This is a genomic window from Streptomyces sp. NPDC032126 (genome assembly GCF_055580085.1).
Genome location: NZ_JBVIMA010000001.1, coordinates 382693 through 398541 on the forward strand (window position 1 = coordinate 382693; position 15849 = coordinate 398541).

The 15849-nt window shown below is 74.3% G+C and carries 14 protein-coding genes; 6 read left to right on the forward strand and 8 right to left on the reverse strand.

The window, feature by feature from the left end; genetic code table 11:
- Window positions 1-55 precede the first annotated feature (55 nt).
- Window positions 56-1546, forward strand: coding sequence for a cellulose binding domain-containing protein (locus ACZ5NW_RS01590; protein WP_468741673.1), 1491 nt, complete (start codon window positions 56-58; stop codon window positions 1544-1546).
- 7 nt (window positions 1547-1553) lie between these two features.
- Here ACZ5NW_RS01590 and ACZ5NW_RS01595 read toward each other — a convergent pair whose 3' ends face one another.
- The 5 genes from ACZ5NW_RS01595 to ACZ5NW_RS01615 form a co-directional block, all read right to left on the reverse strand.
- Window positions 1554-3032, reverse strand: a complete 1479-nt coding sequence (locus ACZ5NW_RS01595) for an HAD-IA family hydrolase (protein ID WP_468741674.1) — start codon at window positions 3030-3032, stop codon at window positions 1554-1556.
- Between the two features lie 154 nt (window positions 3033-3186).
- Window positions 3187-4266, reverse strand: a complete 1080-nt coding sequence (locus ACZ5NW_RS01600) for an ABC transporter ATP-binding protein (RefSeq protein ID WP_468741675.1) — start codon at window positions 4264-4266, stop codon at window positions 3187-3189.
- Window positions 4267-4270: 4 nt separating this feature from the next.
- Window positions 4271-5125, reverse strand: coding sequence for an ABC transporter permease (locus tag ACZ5NW_RS01605; protein WP_468741676.1), 855 nt, complete (start codon window positions 5123-5125; stop codon window positions 4271-4273).
- A complete protein-coding gene (locus ACZ5NW_RS01610) occupies window positions 5113-6039 on the reverse strand; it encodes an ABC transporter permease (protein WP_468741677.1) in 927 nt (308 codons plus the stop codon). Before ACZ5NW_RS01610 ends, ACZ5NW_RS01605 begins: the two co-directional genes overlap by 13 nt.
- Window positions 6036-7199, reverse strand: a complete 1164-nt coding sequence (locus tag ACZ5NW_RS01615; RefSeq protein ID WP_468741678.1) for an ABC transporter substrate-binding protein — start codon at window positions 7197-7199, stop codon at window positions 6036-6038. Before ACZ5NW_RS01615 ends, ACZ5NW_RS01610 begins: the two co-directional genes overlap by 4 nt.
- Before the next feature lie 223 nt (window positions 7200-7422).
- Between ACZ5NW_RS01615 and ACZ5NW_RS01620 the strand changes: the two genes are divergently transcribed.
- The 4 genes from ACZ5NW_RS01620 to ACZ5NW_RS01635 all read left to right on the forward strand — a co-directional run bounded on the left by ACZ5NW_RS01620 (window position 7423) and on the right by ACZ5NW_RS01635 (window position 11596).
- Window positions 7423-8163, forward strand: coding sequence for a GntR family transcriptional regulator (locus ACZ5NW_RS01620; RefSeq protein ID WP_468741679.1), 741 nt, complete (start codon window positions 7423-7425; stop codon window positions 8161-8163).
- Window positions 8164-8410: 247 nt separating this feature from the next.
- Window positions 8411-9514: a ribosome small subunit-dependent GTPase A gene (rsgA, locus tag ACZ5NW_RS01625; protein ID WP_468741680.1), complete on the forward strand. Its 1104-nt coding sequence runs from the start codon at window positions 8411-8413 to the stop codon at window positions 9512-9514.
- A gap of 163 nt (window positions 9515-9677) precedes the next feature.
- Window positions 9678-11111 (forward strand): AlkA N-terminal domain-containing protein, encoded by a 1434-nt coding sequence (locus ACZ5NW_RS01630; RefSeq protein ID WP_468742953.1) that lies wholly within the window; start codon window positions 9678-9680, stop codon window positions 11109-11111.
- On the forward strand, window positions 11108-11596 hold the full coding sequence (locus ACZ5NW_RS01635) for a methylated-DNA--[protein]-cysteine S-methyltransferase (RefSeq protein WP_468741681.1): 489 nt from the start codon (window positions 11108-11110) through the stop codon (window positions 11594-11596). Before ACZ5NW_RS01630 ends, ACZ5NW_RS01635 begins: the two co-directional genes overlap by 4 nt.
- On the opposite strand, the gene ACZ5NW_RS01640 is transcribed toward ACZ5NW_RS01635, so the two are convergent.
- The 3 genes from ACZ5NW_RS01640 to ACZ5NW_RS01650 form a co-directional block, all read right to left on the reverse strand.
- On the reverse strand, window positions 11593-11973 hold the full coding sequence (locus ACZ5NW_RS01640) for a PPOX class F420-dependent oxidoreductase (RefSeq protein ID WP_468741682.1): 381 nt from the start codon (window positions 11971-11973) through the stop codon (window positions 11593-11595). The genes ACZ5NW_RS01635 and ACZ5NW_RS01640 overlap by 4 nt on opposite strands.
- Window positions 11974-12101: 128 nt before the next feature.
- Window positions 12102-12584, reverse strand: coding sequence for a DUF456 domain-containing protein (locus ACZ5NW_RS01645; protein WP_468741683.1), 483 nt, complete (start codon window positions 12582-12584; stop codon window positions 12102-12104).
- A gap of 50 nt (window positions 12585-12634) precedes the next feature.
- A complete protein-coding gene (locus ACZ5NW_RS01650; protein WP_468741684.1) occupies window positions 12635-13618 on the reverse strand; it encodes a helix-turn-helix domain-containing protein in 984 nt (327 codons plus the stop codon).
- Between the two features lie 434 nt (window positions 13619-14052).
- Here ACZ5NW_RS01650 and ACZ5NW_RS01655 point away from each other — a divergent pair, with 434 nt between their 5' ends.
- Window positions 14053-15810: a PP2C family serine/threonine-protein phosphatase gene (locus ACZ5NW_RS01655; RefSeq protein WP_468741685.1), complete on the forward strand. Its 1758-nt coding sequence runs from the start codon at window positions 14053-14055 to the stop codon at window positions 15808-15810.
- Window positions 15811-15849: the final 39 nt, after the last annotated feature.

Consider the following 15849-nt stretch of genomic DNA (forward strand, 5'->3'; position numbering starts at 1 on the left):
CCCAACTCCATTGCCGTCATGGTGAGTTGACCTCGCATTCGAATGCAGGAGACCCATGCCCGACCTGCCGACCCCGAGGGACGACGCCGAGGCCGCGCTGTTCTCGGAGTGCTGGGACGCCGTCCTGTCGTACGCCGACCTGTGCACGGCCGGTTCGACCGCGGCCCACCAACTGGCCCGCGAGGCCTTCGCGCTCGGCATACGCGAGGCCCGCGCCGCCGAAGACGGTACCCGACGCGGCGCGGGCCGCCGCTCGCCCCGTCTGCCCCGCATCCCCCTGCTGCTGACCGCCGTGCGCACCACGGCGGCCGACTGGGAGGCCGCCGGCCAGGGCCACAAGCTCGACCCCGACCTGCGCCTGTGGCTCAACTCGGACAAGGCCGCCCGCTACACCGGCCCGCCCCTGGGCCGGCCCATCGCGCTGCGCGGACTGCGCGACATGCAGGAACCGGACGCCGCCCTGCTGTGGCTGGCCGAGGTGGAGGCGCTGCCGCTGCGCGGTGTGGCCCGCCGGCTCGGCCTGGACCCGGCCGCCGCGGCCGAGGAACTGAACCAGGTGCGCGCGCTGTTCCGGGACCGCTGCCACCGCAACCACCTCGACACGCCCATGGGCGCCGAGTGCCGCAGCTACATCCGCCTCCTGGACGCCGTCACCCGCTCCCCGGTCGCCGACACGCCCGAGGACCTCTCCCGCCACCTCGCGACCTGCCAGGAGTGCGCGGAGGCCGCCGCGTGCCTGCGGCTGCACGGCGGCGGACTGCCGGGCGCGCTCGCCCAGGGCGTCATCGGCTGGGGCGGGCTCGCCTATCTGGAGCGCCGCCGCCGGGCCGCCGAGGTCCGCCTCGGCGCCGGACGCCCCGACGTGCCCGACCCGGACGGCGACGACGCGCGGAACGGCGCCGGCCGGGCGCGCGTGCTGCGGCACGGGCTGCTCGCGGCCGCCGTACTGGTCTCGCTGCTGGCGCTGGCCGCGTCGATGATGCCGTTCGGCGACTCCGGCCACGACATCGCCACCCGCCTGCCCACGGACAGCAGCCCCGTCGCGGGCTCCGGCCCCGCCCTGCCGTTCCCGAGCGTCCGGCCGTCCACCTCCACGCCGGGCTCCCGATCCCCGGAGACCTCGTCGACGACCTCCGGCTCCGCCACGCCCGGCGACGGCGGCCGGCCCGACCCCGAGCCGCAGGGCACCTCCTCGTCCACCGCCGCGGGCGGCACGGGCACCCCCGGCGCGTCGGTCTGCTCGGCCCACTACGAGCTCGTCAACGAGTGGCCCGAGGGCTTCCAGGCGACCGTCACCGTCACCACCGACGACGCCCTCGCCTCCTGGAGCGTCGGCTGGTCCTTCCCGGACGGGCAGAAGGTGACCCAGATGTGGGACGCGGGCTTCACCCAGAGCGGCGCCCGCGTCATCGCCGCGGCCGCCGACTACAACCGGACCGTCGCGGCGGGCGCCTCCCTCACCTTCGGCTTCCTCGCCTCCTGGCACGGCGGGAACGGCGCCCCCTCGGCCTTCGACCTCAACGGGCACCCCTGTACGACGTCCTGACGCGCCGTCAGTGATCCGTGCGGGGGGTCACCGCGAACGTCGTCAGCACCGCGGCGTGGTCCGACGGCCAGGCGTTCCCGGCGACGTCGGGCCAGGGACGCGGGGTTCCGGTGACCACCGTACGGGCGTCGAGGACGCGCAGGCCCCGGCCGCCGTACAGGACGAAGTCGATGCGGTCCTGCGGCTCGGGGCGCCCGCTGCCGTCCTCGTGCAGGGGGTGGACCGGCGACCAGGTGTGGCCGGGCTCGGCGACCGGGTCCGGGTGGGCCTCCCGGTAGGAGTCGCGCAGCCCGGCCTCCTCGGCGGCCCGGGTCACCGGCCAGGCGAGCTCGGGCCGGTCCAGGTGGGAGGGGCTGTTGAAGTCACCGGTCAGGACCACCGGGACATCGGGATCGCCGGCCTCGGCGATCCGGCGCAGCGTGTCGCGCAGGACCGCCAACCGCTCCTCCTCGTGGGCGATCAGCGTCTGCGCGGGGCGGTCGCCGAAGGCCTGCTCGTAGGGGCCGTAGGGCCAGGCGGGCAGGTGGACCGTCCAGATGTCGGCCGCGCGGCCCGCGCCCAGCGCGATCCGCACCCCGGCCGCGCCGTAGAAACCGACGTCGGGGTCGCCGAACCGGGCGGTGATGGGGTGGCGGCTGAGGAGACCCAGGTTCTCGCCGGCCCGGTGGTGGTGCCAGCCCAGGGCCGCGGCGAGTTCCCCGGCGGCCGTGCCGCCCGTCTCCTGGAGCCCGACCACGTCCGCGCCGCTGTCCAGGATCGCCGCGAGCTGCTTGGCGCGGTGGTCGTCCACCTCGCGGCCGCCGAGCCACAGGTTCCAGGTCAGCACCCGCAGTCCGGGCCGGACCATGGCGGTCAGCTCGGCCGGTGCGACCCCGGCGAGGCTCTGCCGTACGACCCGTCCGGGCGCCGGCTCGATCGGGGCGAGCGACGGCACGGCGAGGACCGCGCAGCCGGCCGCCTCCGCCGAACTGACCCCGGTCGGGGTGTCCTCGACCGCCACGCAGGCCGCCGGATCGACGCCGAGGGCGCGGCACGCGGCGAGATAGGGGTCCGGGGCGGGCTTGGTACGGGCGGTGTCGTCGGCCGTGACGGACACCGCGAAGCGGTCGCGGCCCAGCGCGTCCAGCACGGTGTCGGCGACGGACCGGGGCGACGCGGTGACCAGCGCGGTGGGTACGCCCTCCCGGGCGAGGGCGTCGAGCAGGTCCAGGGCGCCGGGGCGGGGGACGACGCCGGTGCGGACGCGGTCCGCGAACGCGGTGTGGAGCCGTTCGGCGGTCCGGGCCGCCGGGTGGCCGGTGGCCGTGGCGAGCCAGGCGGCCGTGTGCTCGACGGCGCGGCCGAGCACCTCCGGCTGGTCCGCCTCGGTCAGCGCCCGCCCGGCGACCTGCTCCACCGCCTCCCACCACAGCCGCTCGGTGTCGACGAGCGTGCCGTCCATGTCGAACAGGACGGCTTGGAGCGGAAGTTGGGGGTGGGGGGACACGTGAAACCTCTTCTTTCGCGTTCTTTCGCGACGGTCGTCTTACGGCGGTCGTCTCTACGATGGCTGTTTTCGCGGTGGCCGTCTTCGCGGTGGCCGCCTTCGCCACGGCCGTCTTCGTGACGGCCTTCTTCACAGGGCCTTCACTGGGGCCTCTTCACCGGGCCGTACGTTCGGCCACCAGTACCGGGCGGTCGGGGAGAGATACGTCGACCGGGGCTCCGGCGGCCAGGCCGGTGGCCTCGTGGGCGGGCAGGTCGGCCTTCACCTCGGTGCCGTCGGCGAGGCGGACGGTGACGCGGACGACGGCGCCGAGGAACGCGCTGGCGACGACCCGCGCCGCACCGGCCTCGTCGCGGCGCACCCGAACGGCCTCCGGACGCACCAGGACGTTCACCGTGTCCTCCGCCGGCGCGGCGCCGTCGACCGGCAGCCGCTGCCCGAGCACCTCGACCACGCCGTCCGAGACCCGGCCCGGGATCCGGCTCATCGTGCCGACGAACTCCGCGACGAACGCGGTGGCGGGGCGGCCGTACAACTCCGCCGGTTCCGCGCACTGTTCGAGCCGTCCGGCGCGCATCACCGCGACCCGGTCGGCCATGGACAGCGCCTCCTCCTGATCGTGCGTCACGAACAGGGTGGTGATGCCGAGTTCGCGCTGAAGGCGACGGATCTCCTCGCGCAGCGACAGCCGCACCTTGGCGTCGAGCGCGGACAGCGGCTCGTCCAGCAGCAGCACCCGCGGCCGCAGCGCGAGCGCCCGGGCCAGCGCGACGCGCTGCTGCTGCCCGCCGGACAGCTGGTGCGGGAACCGCTCGGCCTTGTCGCCCAGCCCCACCAGCTCCAGCAACTCGGCGGACCGGGCGCGCCGTTCGGCCGTGCGCACCTTGCGCATCCGCAGCCCGAAGGCCACGTTGTCGAGCGCGTTCAGATGCGGGAAGAGGCTGTACGACTGGAAGACCATCCCGGCGTCCCGGCGATGTGCCGGCACCCGTGTGATGTCCCGTCCGTCGACGAGCACCGCGCCGGCGTCGGGATGCTCGAACCCGGCGAGCATCCGCAGGGCGGTGGTCTTGCCGCAGCCCGACGGGCCGAGCAGCGCGAGCAGTTCGCCCGGCCGTACGCTCAGATCCAGCCCGTCCAGGGCGACGGTCGGTCCGAACTCCCGGCGCAGGCCCCGGAATTCGACCGTGGCCGCGGTCGTGGCGGACTTTTCCTCAACAACAGTGACAGTCATGTCCTCATCCCCTGGGCGAGGTGCGGGAGCGGCCGCCGGCGGAGGCGAGCGCGAGGAGAAGTGCCCAGGTCACCAGCAGACTGAGCACGGATACGGCGACGGACAGCTGGGCCTGGGAGCCGGAGACGGTGACGATCCACACCGCGAAGGGCTGGAAGCCGAGCAGCTGGGCGACGGTGAACTCGCCCAGCACCAGGGCCAGCGTCAGGAACGACGCGTTCAGCAGCGCGCCGCGCAGATTGGGCAGCACCGCCCGCACCAGCGCGGTCGGCCAGTTGGCCCCGCAGCTGCGGGCGGCCTCGACGAGGGTGCGCACGTCGATCGCGCGCAGCCCGGCGTCCAGCGCCCGGTGCACGAACGGCAGCGCCATCACGGCGTACGCCATGACCAGCACGAACGGGAAGCGCGGATTCTGGATCGCGACGAACGTCTGGAACAGCGGGGTGCGGGAGAGGTGTTCGGGACCCCACTTCAGGACGGTGACCCAGCCCGCGACGAACGCGATCGGCGGCACCACCAGCGGCAGCGAGCACACCACCTCGACGACCGGCCGCAGCCGGGGCGCGCCGAGCCGCAGCGCGACCATGGCGGGCACCATCAGGACCAGCACCAGCGCGATGGTGGCGGCCGCCAGCTCCAGCGACAGCAGCAGCGAGGAGGTGAAGCCGTCGGCGCCGACGATCTGCGTGTAGGCGTCGAGGGTGATCCCCCGGCCGGGCACGTCGACGGTGAACACGACGGACGCGGCGAGCGGGAGCAGGAAGTACAGCCCGGCCAGGCCGAGCACGGCCCAGCGCCACCGGGCCGGCCCGGACGCGGCGGAAACCGGCCGGGCCGCGGGGGAGTTCAGGCGAGCCATCGGGCACTCCGGCGTTGCAGGGGCAGGTACACGGCCATGACCAGGCCTGCGATCAGGACCATGTCGAGGCTGAGGGCGAGCGCCATGTTCTCCTGGCCGACCTGGACGTTGCCGGAGATGGCGTCGGCGATCTGGAGCGTGATCAGCGGCACCGAACTGCCCACCATGGCGGCCGCGGTGGCGTACGCGGCGAAGGCGCTGCCGAAGAGCAGCACGAACCCGCCGAGCAGCGTGGGCGCGAGCACGGGCACGGCGACGTGCGCCCAGTACCGCGGGGTGTCGGCGTCGTTGTTGTACGCGGCCTCCCGCCACTGCGTGCGCAGGCCCTCCAGGGCGGGCGTCACGGTGAGGACCATCAGCGGGATGAGGAAGTACAGGTAGACGACGACCAGTCCCCAGAAGCTGTACAGGTCCCAGCCCCGGTCCGCGAGCCGCAGCCGCGTGGTGAGGACACCGGCGTTGCCGAGGGTGGCGACGAAGGCGAAGGCCAGGGGGACGCCGCCGAAGTTGGCGAGCACCCCGGAGGCGGTGAGCACGCCCTCGCGCAGGGCCCGCAGGCGCGAGGTGACGACGGCCTGCGCGAGCGGCAGCCCCAGCACCGTCGCGATCGCGGCGGAGACGGCGGACAGCTTCACACTGCCGAGCAGGGCGGTCAGGTACGCGTCGTGCAGCGAGGCGGTCACATTGCCCGTGGTGTACGACGTGACGCCCGTGGCCGGGTCCCGGGTCGTGAAGGCACCGTCGACCATCGCCGCGAAGGGCACGCCGAAGGCGATCGCGGTGAACGCGAGCAGCGGGACCACGGCGAGCCCACCGCCGGCGCGGCGCCGCCGCTTCGGGGAAGCGGCGGCCACCTCGTCGGGGGCGGGAGGGGGGAATTTCGCCTCGACGGTGCCGGGCAGTGCGGCGGTCATCCGGAGACGGCCTTCGCCCAGCCCTGCGTGAGAGCGGCCTTGGCCTTGCTCTGCTGCGCCTCCGTCGGGAAGGTCGGCGTGCCGGACACCTTCGGAAGCTTCGCGGCGGCGGTCGCGTCGAGCGTGCCGGCCTTCTCCAGCGCGGCCATCAGCGCCGGACGGGCATAGCCCTTCAGCCACAGGTTCTGGCCCTCGGCGCTGTACAGGTACTCCTCCCACAGCCGGGCGGCCGCCGGGTGCGGGGCGTCCTTGTTGACGGCCTGCGAGTAGTACTGCGAGAACTGTCCGTCGGCGGGGACGGCGACCTGCCACTTCAGGCCCTTGGACGTGAACTCGTCGGCGTACCCGGCGTTGAGGTAGTCCCAGTCGATGCTGATCGGTGTCTCGCCCTTCTCGACGGTCGCCGGAGTCGACTCCACGGGCGTGTAGTTGCCGTTCTTCTTCAGCTTCGAGAAGAAGTCCAGGCCAGGCTGGATGTCGTCGAAGGAACCGCCGTTGGCGAGCGACGCCGCGAAGACGCCCGCGTACGCCGAACCCGACTTGGTGGGATTGCCGTTGAGCGCGACCTGGCCCTTGTACTGCGGCTTCAGCAGGTCCGCGAAGGTGGTCGGGCACTGCTTCACGCGTGCGGCGTCGCAGCCGATCGAGACATAGCCGCCGTAGTCGTTGTACCAGCGGCCTTGCGCGTCCTTCTGCGCCTCGGGCAGATCGGCGAACCCGGCCACCTTGTACGGCGCCAGCAGCCCCTGCTGGGCGGCGCTGAGCGCGAAGGAGGAGCCCAGGTCCAGGACGTCGGGGGCGCGGTCCTGCTTCGCGCGGGAGGTGACCGCGTTGATCTCGTCCTGGCTGGAACCGTCCGGGTTCTCCACCTCGATCTTGATGCCGTACTTCTTCTGGAACCCGTCGATCAGGGCACCGTAGTTCGCCCAGTCGCGGGGGAGGGCGATGGCGTGCAGGGTGCCCTCCTTCTTCGCGGCGGCGACCAGCTTGTCCATGCCGCCGAAGTCGGCGAGCGAGGTGGCGGTGGCGGCGTTCTTGCCGTCGGCGGTGGTGGACGCGGTGTCGGGGGCGGCGCCGCAGGCGCTCAGGGCGAGCGCGGCGACGACGGCGAGGGAGCCGCTCAGGACGGCGGTTCTCGACGGGCGCGGGGAGAGGGGCACGGCTGCTCCAGGGGACGCGTGAGGGTTCGGGAGGTGATGCAGAAGAAGCGGATGACTTGTCTGAACAAGTTGGCCTCAGTACGCCCGGTGCCGGTGTCCCGTTCATGAACTCCGGCGAAACGCCGACCCCCGATTCCCTGCACAATCCCGGTCGGCACCGGTCGGTGACGGATGTCCATTAGGCTGGTCACGCTGTGCACAGCGGCCGATTCGGAGGGAACGCATGGCGGCGCGACACGAGGAGATCGCCGACGCACTGCGGCGGGCGATCGACCGCGAGGAGTACACCGTGGGCGCTCTGCTGCCCGCGGAGACCGACCTCGCGGCGCGGTACGGCGTCTCGCGCGGCACGGTCCGCCAGGCCGTCGCGGCCCTCACCGCCGAGGGGCTCATCGGCTCCCGCCAGGGCGCCCGCCGCGTGGTGCTGGCCAGCCGGCGCAGCCAGAGCTTCGCCGAACTGCGCAGCTTCGCCCAGTGGGCGCGCGCCATGGGCCGCGAGGCGACCGGCCGGGTGGTCGCCCAGGAGCGCCGCCCCGCCACCCAGGAGGACGCGGTGCGCCTCCAACTGCGCGAGGGCACACCCGTGTTGCACGTGCTGCGGGTCCGCGGACTCGACGGCGAACCGGTGCTGCTCGAACGGACCGTCTACGCCGACTGGATCACCCCGGCCGTGGAGGCCATCGAGCCGGACTGCCCGTCCGTCACCCAACGCCTGTACGACGAGACGGGGTTGGTCTTCGCCTACGGCGAGCACGTCATCGACGCGGTCGCGGCCGGCGCCCGGGACGCCGAACTGCTGGGCATCCGCCGCACCAGCCCCCTGCTGCGCGTCCGCCGGGTGACCACCACCCGCGAGGGCCGGCCGGTGGAGTGGTCCGACGACCGCTATCGCTCCGACGCGGTGAGCTTCAGCGTGCACAACTCCATCGGGAACAACGCGTTGGCACGCAAGACGGCCGAGTGAACCGGGGCGGGCCAAAGGGACGCGGCGAAAAAAGGGTTGGCGTCCGGGCGAGGACGTCTTCTAGGGTGAGACCCACAACGACTTGAGGTCAGAGCGACTTGAGGTCCAGCGAGGAACAGGAGGTGTGACCGATGGCTGTCTTTGCGATGGGCGCTGCCCGCATCCAGAAGATCGTCCACTCCACCTCCGTGGCCGCCGGCTGACCACCTCACACCGTGCCGGGGCCACCCTTGTGAAGGGTCACCCGTTGACTTCCCCCTCGACTTACCCCTCTGCTTTCTCCGCGCTCGTCGCCTACGGCTGGGACGACGCATGGGCGGACGCGTTCGCCCCCCACCTCGCCGAAGGCCTGCTGCCCGGCCGCGTGATCCGCGTGGACCGCGGCCAGTGCGACGTCGCCCTCGCGGACGGCGTCGTCCGCGCCGACACCGCCTTCGTCACCCCGCACGATCCCCTGCGGGTCGTGTGCACCGGCGACTGGGTCGCCGTCGAGCCCGGCGGCAACCCTCGCTACGTACGGACGTATCTGCCGCGCCGTACCGCGTTCGTGCGCTCCACCTCCTCCAAGAGGTCCGAGGGGCAGATCCTCGCGGCCAACGTCGACCACGCGATCGTCGCCGTGTCCCTGGCCGCGGAGCTCGACCTCGGCCGCATCGAGCGCTTCCTCGCCCTCGCCTGGGAGTCCGGGGCACAGCCCGTCGTCGTGCTCACCAAGGCCGACGTCGTGCCCGACGCGGTGACGCTGTCGTATCTCGTCCAGGACGTGGAGACGACGGCGCCCGGCGTGCCGGTGCTGACCGTCAGCGCGCTCACCGGGGACGGGCTCGACGTCCTCACCGCGGTCGTCGGCGGCGGCACCTCCGTGCTGCTCGGACAGTCCGGCGCCGGAAAGTCCACGCTGGCGAACGCGCTGCTCGGGACGGAGGTGATGGAGGTCCAGGCGATCCGTGACGTCGACGGCAAGGGCCGCCACACCACCACCACGCGCAATCTGCTCGCCCTCCCGGGCGGCGGGGTCCTCATCGACACCCCCGGCCTCAGGGGCGTCGGCCTGTGGGACGCCGAGAGCGGCGTCGGGCAGGTCTTCGCCGAGATCGAGGAACTCGCCGAGGGATGCCGCTTCCACGACTGCGCGCACGAGGCCGAGCCCGGGTGCGCGGTGCTGGCCGCGATCGAGGAGGGCACGCTGCCGCAGCGCCGGCTGGAGAGCTATCGCAAGCTGAAGCGCGAGAACCAGTGGATCGTCGCCAAGACGGACGCCCGGATGCGGGCGGAGCTCCGCAAGGACTGGAAGCGCAAGGGGCAGATCGGGCGGGCCGCGATGGAGGCGAAGCGCGGCCACCAGCGGTAGGACGCCCCCTCACCCGCCGGACGGGCGGCCACACCCGCGCCCGTCCGGCGGCGCTCCGTGGGCTTTCACAACCGCCACCACCACGACCGCCGCCGCCACCGTCATCGCCATGTCCGTTTTCCGCCAGCGGCCGTCCCGCCCCCGGCGGAGACTGGACCACGTGATGGACGAAGACACCAGGTACGAAGCGGTCCGCAGCCGGGACGCGCGGTTCGACGGCGCGTTCTTCTTCGCCGTCGAGACCACCGGCATCTACTGCCGGCCCAGCTGCCCCGCCGTGACGCCGAAGCGGCGCAATGTCCGGTTCTTCGCGACCGCCGCCGCCGCGCAGGGCTCCGGTTTCCGGGCCTGCCGGCGGTGCCGGCCCGACGCCGTGCCCGGCTCGGCCGAGTGGAACGTCCGCGCCGATGTCGTAGGCCGCGCCATGCGGCTCATCGGCGACGGCGTTGTCGACCGCGAGGGCGTCGCCGGTCTCGCGGACCGCCTCGGCTACAGCGCCCGCCAGGTCCAGCGGCAGCTCACCGCCGAACTCGGCGCCGGCCCCGTCGCCCTCGCCCGCGCCCAGCGCGCGCACACCGCACGGGTCCTGCTCCAGACCACCGACCTGCCGATCACCGAGATCGCCTTCGCGTCCGGCTTCGCCAGCGTCCGGCAGTTCAACGACACGATCCGCGCCGTCTACGCCGCCACCCCGACCGCCCTGCGCGCCGCCGGCCACCCGGCACGCCGTACGGCCACCCCGGCCGCCGGGATCCCGCTCCGCCTCGCCCACCGCGGCCCGTACCACGCGGCCGCCGTGTTCGATCTGCTGGAGCGCGAGGCCGTCACCGGCGTCGAGGACGTGAGCGGCCGGACCGGACGGCGCACGTACCGGCGCACGCTCCGGCTGCCGTACGGCACCGGCGTCGCCGCCGTCCACGAGCGCTCCGGCGCCGCCCCCACCGGGTCGGCGACCCACCCGGGAGCCTGGCTCGACGCCCGGCTGCACCTCACCGACCACCGCGACCTCACCACCGCCGTCCAGCGGCTGCGGCGCCTCTTCGACCTCGACGCCGACCCCTACGCCGTGGACGAGCGCCTCGGCGCCGACCCCCGGCTCGCCCCGCTCGTCGCCGCCCGGCCCGGGCTACGGGCGCCCGGCACCGCCGACGCCGAGGAGTACGCCGTACGGGCCCTCGTCGGCCGGACGGAGGCCGAACGCCTGGTGAACGCCTACGGCAAGGCCCTCGACGCGCCCTGCGGCACCCTCACCCACCTCTTCCCCGAACCGGCGGTCCTCGCCGAGGCGGAACCCGACGGCCCCCTGGGCGCGCTGGCCGCCGCCCTCGCCGACGGCACCGTACGCCTGGACCCCGGCGCCGACCGCGACGACGCCGAACGGGCGCTGCTCGCCCTGCCCGGCCTGGACGCCCGCACCGCCGCCGCGATCCGGGCCCGCGCCCTCGGCGACCCCGACGTGGAGCCACCGGGCGCGGACCTCCCCGACAGCTGGCGCCCCTGGCGCACCTACGCCCTGCACCACCTGCGGGCGGCCGGCAGCGGCACCCCCGACGACCCCGACACCCCCGACACGCCTGACACACTGGAGCGACGATGACCGGGACGACGTACTTCACGAGCGTGGACAGCCCGCTCGGCCCCCTCCTGCTGACCGCCGACCCCGACGGCGCCCTGACCTCCCTCTCCCTGCCCGGGCAGAAGGGCGGACGGGCCGTTCAGGACGGGTGGCGGCACGATCCCGGGCCCTTCCGGGATGCCGCCGACCAGCTCGGCGCCTATTTCGCCGCCGAGCTGAAGGAGTTCCGCCTGCCGCTGCGCCCCGCCGGCACGGCCTTCCGGGAGCGCGTCTGGGACGCCCTGGACGACGTGCCGTACGGCGCGACCACGACGTACGGCGAGATCGCGGCGCGCGTCGGCGCCTCCCGGGCCGCCGTACGGGCCGTCGGCGGGGCGATCGGCGCCAACCCGCTGCTGATCGTCCGCCCCTGCCACCGGGTGATCGGCGCCGACGGCTCCCTCACCGGCTACGCGGGCGGCCTGGACCGCAAGCTCAGCCTGCTCACCCTGGAGGGTGTCCGCTAGCTCTCCTCCAGGCCCCAGCTGTGGACGCGTGCCGGGTGGATGCGGATGACCTCCTCGCTGAAGTGCGGGCCGAGGTCGTGCGGGCCGACCAGGAGCTCGGCCTCGCCGCGGATGTCCACCCCGCGCACCCGCCACGGCCGCACGCTCACGATGTCGTCCACGACCAGCGCGACCTTCGGGTTCGTCCGCAGATTGCGCCACTTCTTCGTCGTGCCCATCGCGTATCCGCCGATGAGGATCGTGCCGTCGTCCCGCAGCCGGAACCCCACCGGATTCGCCTGCGGCTGCCCCCGCTGATCGACGGTCGCCATCCGCCCCAGCCGCTGCCCCGTCAGATACGCCCGCTCCGCCGCGCTGAATTCCACCCATTCCGCCATGGCACCAGCCAACCACCGGCCCGTCCTGGACACATCGGTTCATCGCCCTAGGCCCCCGGGCCTACGCCGTAGCCCCGTAGCCCCGTAGCCCCGTAGATCGGTAGGTCCGTAGATCCGTAGCCCCGCCCTCACCCCCACAGCACCGCGCCCAGCCACGCCCCCGCGATCAGCAGGCAGGTGAAGAGTTCAGCCAGGACGCTGGAGCCGCCGGAGCGCATCACCGTGCGCAGGGCCGCTCGGGCCTCGCCATGGCGGCCCAGGCGCAGACGCTCGCACAGATAGACGCCCGCCATGAAACCGGGGATGGCGCCCACCACGGGCAGCAGTACGAAGCCGAGCAGCGCCCCGACCCCGGCGTACACCGCCATGCGGGGCGTGGCACCGCCCGCGCGGAGCCGGCGCGGCGGCAGCGCCCAGCGGACCACCTGGGACAGGAACAGCGCGACCGTGGCGCTCACCAGCACCGCCCAGGCGACCGGCCGCGGATCCTTCAGCGCCCACCACAGGACCGCGGACCACACCAGCCACGACCCCGGCACCCCGGGCACCAGCACTCCGCACAGGCCGAAGAGGATGACCAGGCCCACCAGCAGGAGTTCCCACGCTCCCATCTGCCCAGAGTGCCGGAGCGTTCGGGGACCCGCAGGTCAAGAAGGGCGGCTCAGGGCTCGCGCGCCACCCAACCCCGCTCGTACGCGTGCCAGCCCAATTGCAGCCGGGTCGTCACCCCGGTCAGCTCCATCAGCCGCTTCACCCGGCGCTGCACGGTCCGCAGGCCCAGGTCGAGCTGTTTGGCCACGCTCGCGTCGGTCAGCCCGGCCAGCAGCAGCGACAGGATCTCCAGATCGGCGGCGTCGGGGCCGTCCGGGCCCTGCTCCGACACCCCCTCCACGCCCAGGCGCAGCGGCAGCGCCTGCCGCCACACCGACTCGAACAGACCCGACAGCAGCTCCAGCAGCCCGCTGGCGTGCACCACCAGCGCGGCCGGCTCGGTGCCGCGGCCGGTCAGTGGCACCAGGGCGAGCGAGCCGTCGGCCACCACCAGCTTCGTCGGCACCTCGTCCACCACGCGCACCCGCTCGTCCCGGCCGAGCGCGGCCGTCACTTCGGTGATGCCGTGCGGCTGGTCGAGGACCGCCCGCTCGATCACCACCCGGTAGCGCACCCCGCGCTCGGCGGCGCGCTCCTCCGCGTCGTTCTCCATGCCGGTCACCGCGACCGGGGTCCCGGTGACCAGGGCGCACACCTCCTCGGTGGCGCCGAGCTGGATCTGCAGGAAGCGCTGCGCGACCGCCGACGCGCCCGTGACCACCTCGACGAGGTCGTGCACCGACGGTTCGGCGGCCGAGGCCCGGTACTCCTGGGCGAGCAGGGCGGCCGCCAGCTCCGCCCGCTCCAGCTCATGGCGCTGCTGGGTGAGGAGCGCCGCCAGCGCGACCGCCGGGGGAGCGGCCACCCAGCGGCCCGGCCGCCCCGACGACTGCGCGGCCAGGCCCTGGCCCTCCAGGCGGCGCAGCGCACGCTCGGTGTCGGCCTCGCCCAGCGCCAGTCGGCGCGCGAGATCGGGGACATCGGCGGCGCCCACCGACACCAGCGCCCGGTAGGCCGCCTCGTGCGTCTCGTCGAGCCCGATCGCTCCCAGCATCCGGGGCCGTCCCTCCCTGACCTGACCGCTTCCTCCGTACGAACCCGCGCGACCCGAACGACCTGCGCGGACGGGGCTTGGGCGCGCGTGGCTGGCGGGAACCGGCCACGGCGTAAACCCGCCTCGGCACATCATCGCCGTAGCACCGCTCACTCTGCCAAGGTGTGGCCACGGCGGTGACCGTGATCATCCGTCACCGCGGATCTTCCCGAACGTGATCCGGGTGCGCCGACGCGCAGGGGCGCCCAGGGGATCGGCGCCCGGATCACCCGACGTCGCCGGGCGGCTCTCCCGTGGGGGGTGGAGCCGTCCGGCGACGCTCATCGCACTCGCGTTCGAGATGTCCCCCGGGGTGTGGGTTCGGCGCGGGGTGGCGGGCCGGTTTTTCCTGATGCCCCGTTTTCTTCCGGCCCGTGCGGTGGACAATCAGGGGCATGAGCCAGCAGGGGGGAAGGCCCACCGGTCACGAGGACGACTGGTGGGGCCAGTTGTACGACGACTCCACCGAGGACACGGGCCCCACGGCAGCGCCGGACTCCCTCGACGACCGGTTCGCCTCCGTGGTGGGCACGGTGAGCGCGGACCGGCCCGCGGCACCGGCGGGGGCCGACCGCTGGGACACCTGGGAGGAGCCGAGGGAGCCCGGGGAACGCGGGGAGGCCCCCGCTGACACGCCCCCTGGACCCGGCGCCGTCCCACCCGGCCCCTTGCCACCGGGCTTCGCGGAACGACCGGGCCGGCCACCCGAGGGGCGAGGAGGGCCGGGGAGCAGCCCGGGGGCGCCGCGATCCTCGTACGGGCAGGGGAGCCCGGAGGCGCCGCGATCCCCGTACGGTCCGGGGAGCCCGGAGGCGCCGCCCCTGTACGGCGCGGGGACCCCGGAAGCCCCGCAATCCCCGTACCGGCCGGAGAGCCCGGAAGCCCCGCAAAGCCCCACCTCCGCCGCCACTGGTGCCCGTGCCTCCGCCGAGACCCCGTCACCCGGCGCGCCCGACTCACCTGGCTCACCCGGCTCGCCCGGCTCACCCGGCTCCCCCGACCGCCATCCGCCCCTCCCCGCGCCCCCAGCGCCGCCCGTCCCGTCCGACCCGGCGCCACCCCACCCGGCCTCCGCCACCCCGGAAATCCCCGCCACCCCCGTCATCCCCTCCGCCCGCACCGCACCCGACTCCCTGCCCTCGCCCTCCGCGTCCCCGCCCGCCGACGACGAGGCGGCCTATCTCGGCCCCGCCCCCACACCCACCCCCGCGTACAAGGACTACGTCGGATCCGGGCCGCCCACCTACGAGGGCGAGCCCACCGCTCTGCCCCTCGCCGATCCGGAGGATCTCGACGATCTCGTCCCCGACACCGTGCTGGACGGCGCCCGGTACGGGGCCTGCACGCTGCGGGCGGTCTCCGTGCGCGGGGACTCCGCGCGCTACCGGGGCGAGCCGCGCCGCGACTCCCTGCTCACCGCCCGCTTCGGCAGTGGCGAGCACGCCCTCGTCCTCGTCGCCATGGCCACCGGCGCCCGCGCCACGCCGGGCGCCCATCGCGCGGCCGCCGAGGTGTGCGCGTGGATCGCCCGGGCCGTCGGCCGCAGTCACGCGCGGCTGGCCGAGGACATCCGCGCGGCCCGGCGCGGCGACCTGAAGTCGGGCCTGCACCGCCTCACCGACCGCAGCCTCGGCCGACTGCGCGCCAGCGCCGCCGAACAGGGCCTGGAACCCGGGGAGTACGCGGCCACCCTGCGCTGTCTGCTGCTGCCCGCCGACCCGGACTGCCGCACCCGCGTCTTCTTCGGCGTCGGTCCGGGCGGACTGTTCCGCCTGCGGGACGGCATCTGGCAGGACATCGAGCCCGCGCCCGGGGAGATCGCCGGCGGCCCGGTCGTCGGATTCGGCTCGCCGCCGGCCCGGCCGCCCGAGGGCGACCGGATCACCCCGCCGGACCCCTACGACCCGTCGCCGGGCCCCCGCCCCGAACCCTTCCGCTTCCGCGCCTCCGTAGCCCGTCCGGGTGACACGCTCCTGATGTGCACCGCCGGACTCGCCGACCCTCTGCGCGGGGAACCCGAGCTGTCTGCCCACCTCACGGATCGGTGGTCGCCGCCCGCCCCGCCCGGCCTCGCCGCGTTCCTCGCGGACACCCAGGTGCGGGTGAAGGGGTACGCCGACGACCGTACGGCCGCCGCCGTGTGGGAGGCGTGAACGCGCCACCTGTGGATTGATGGACCCAAGCGACCTGAG

Bases quoted from the DNA above. Each gene is read 5' to 3' on its own strand.
- ACZ5NW_RS01635 (WP_468741681.1), top strand. From the start codon at position 11,108: ATGACCGGGACGACGTACTTCACGAGCGTGGACAGCCCGCTCGGCCCC.
- ACZ5NW_RS01590 (WP_468741673.1), top strand. From the start codon at position 56: ATGCCCGACCTGCCGACCCCGAGGGACGACGCCGAGGCCGCGCTGTTC.
- ACZ5NW_RS01600 (WP_468741675.1), bottom strand. From the start codon at position 4,266: ATGACTGTCACTGTTGTTGAGGAAAAGTCCGCCACGACCGCGGCCACG.
- ACZ5NW_RS01630 (WP_468742953.1), top strand. From the start codon at position 9,678: ATGGACGAAGACACCAGGTACGAAGCGGTCCGCAGCCGGGACGCGCGG.
- ACZ5NW_RS01650 (WP_468741684.1), bottom strand. From the start codon at position 13,618: ATGCTGGGAGCGATCGGGCTCGACGAGACGCACGAGGCGGCCTACCGG.
- ACZ5NW_RS01605 (WP_468741676.1), bottom strand. From the start codon at position 5,125: ATGGCTCGCCTGAACTCCCCCGCGGCCCGGCCGGTTTCCGCCGCGTCC.
- ACZ5NW_RS01640 (WP_468741682.1), bottom strand. From the start codon at position 11,973: ATGGCGGAATGGGTGGAATTCAGCGCGGCGGAGCGGGCGTATCTGACG.
- ACZ5NW_RS01655 (WP_468741685.1), top strand. From the start codon at position 14,053: ATGAGCCAGCAGGGGGGAAGGCCCACCGGTCACGAGGACGACTGGTGG.
- ACZ5NW_RS01645 (WP_468741683.1), bottom strand. From the start codon at position 12,584: ATGGGAGCGTGGGAACTCCTGCTGGTGGGCCTGGTCATCCTCTTCGGC.
- ACZ5NW_RS01620 (WP_468741679.1), top strand. From the start codon at position 7,423: ATGGCGGCGCGACACGAGGAGATCGCCGACGCACTGCGGCGGGCGATC.
- ACZ5NW_RS01610 (WP_468741677.1), bottom strand. From the start codon at position 6,039: ATGACCGCCGCACTGCCCGGCACCGTCGAGGCGAAATTCCCCCCTCCC.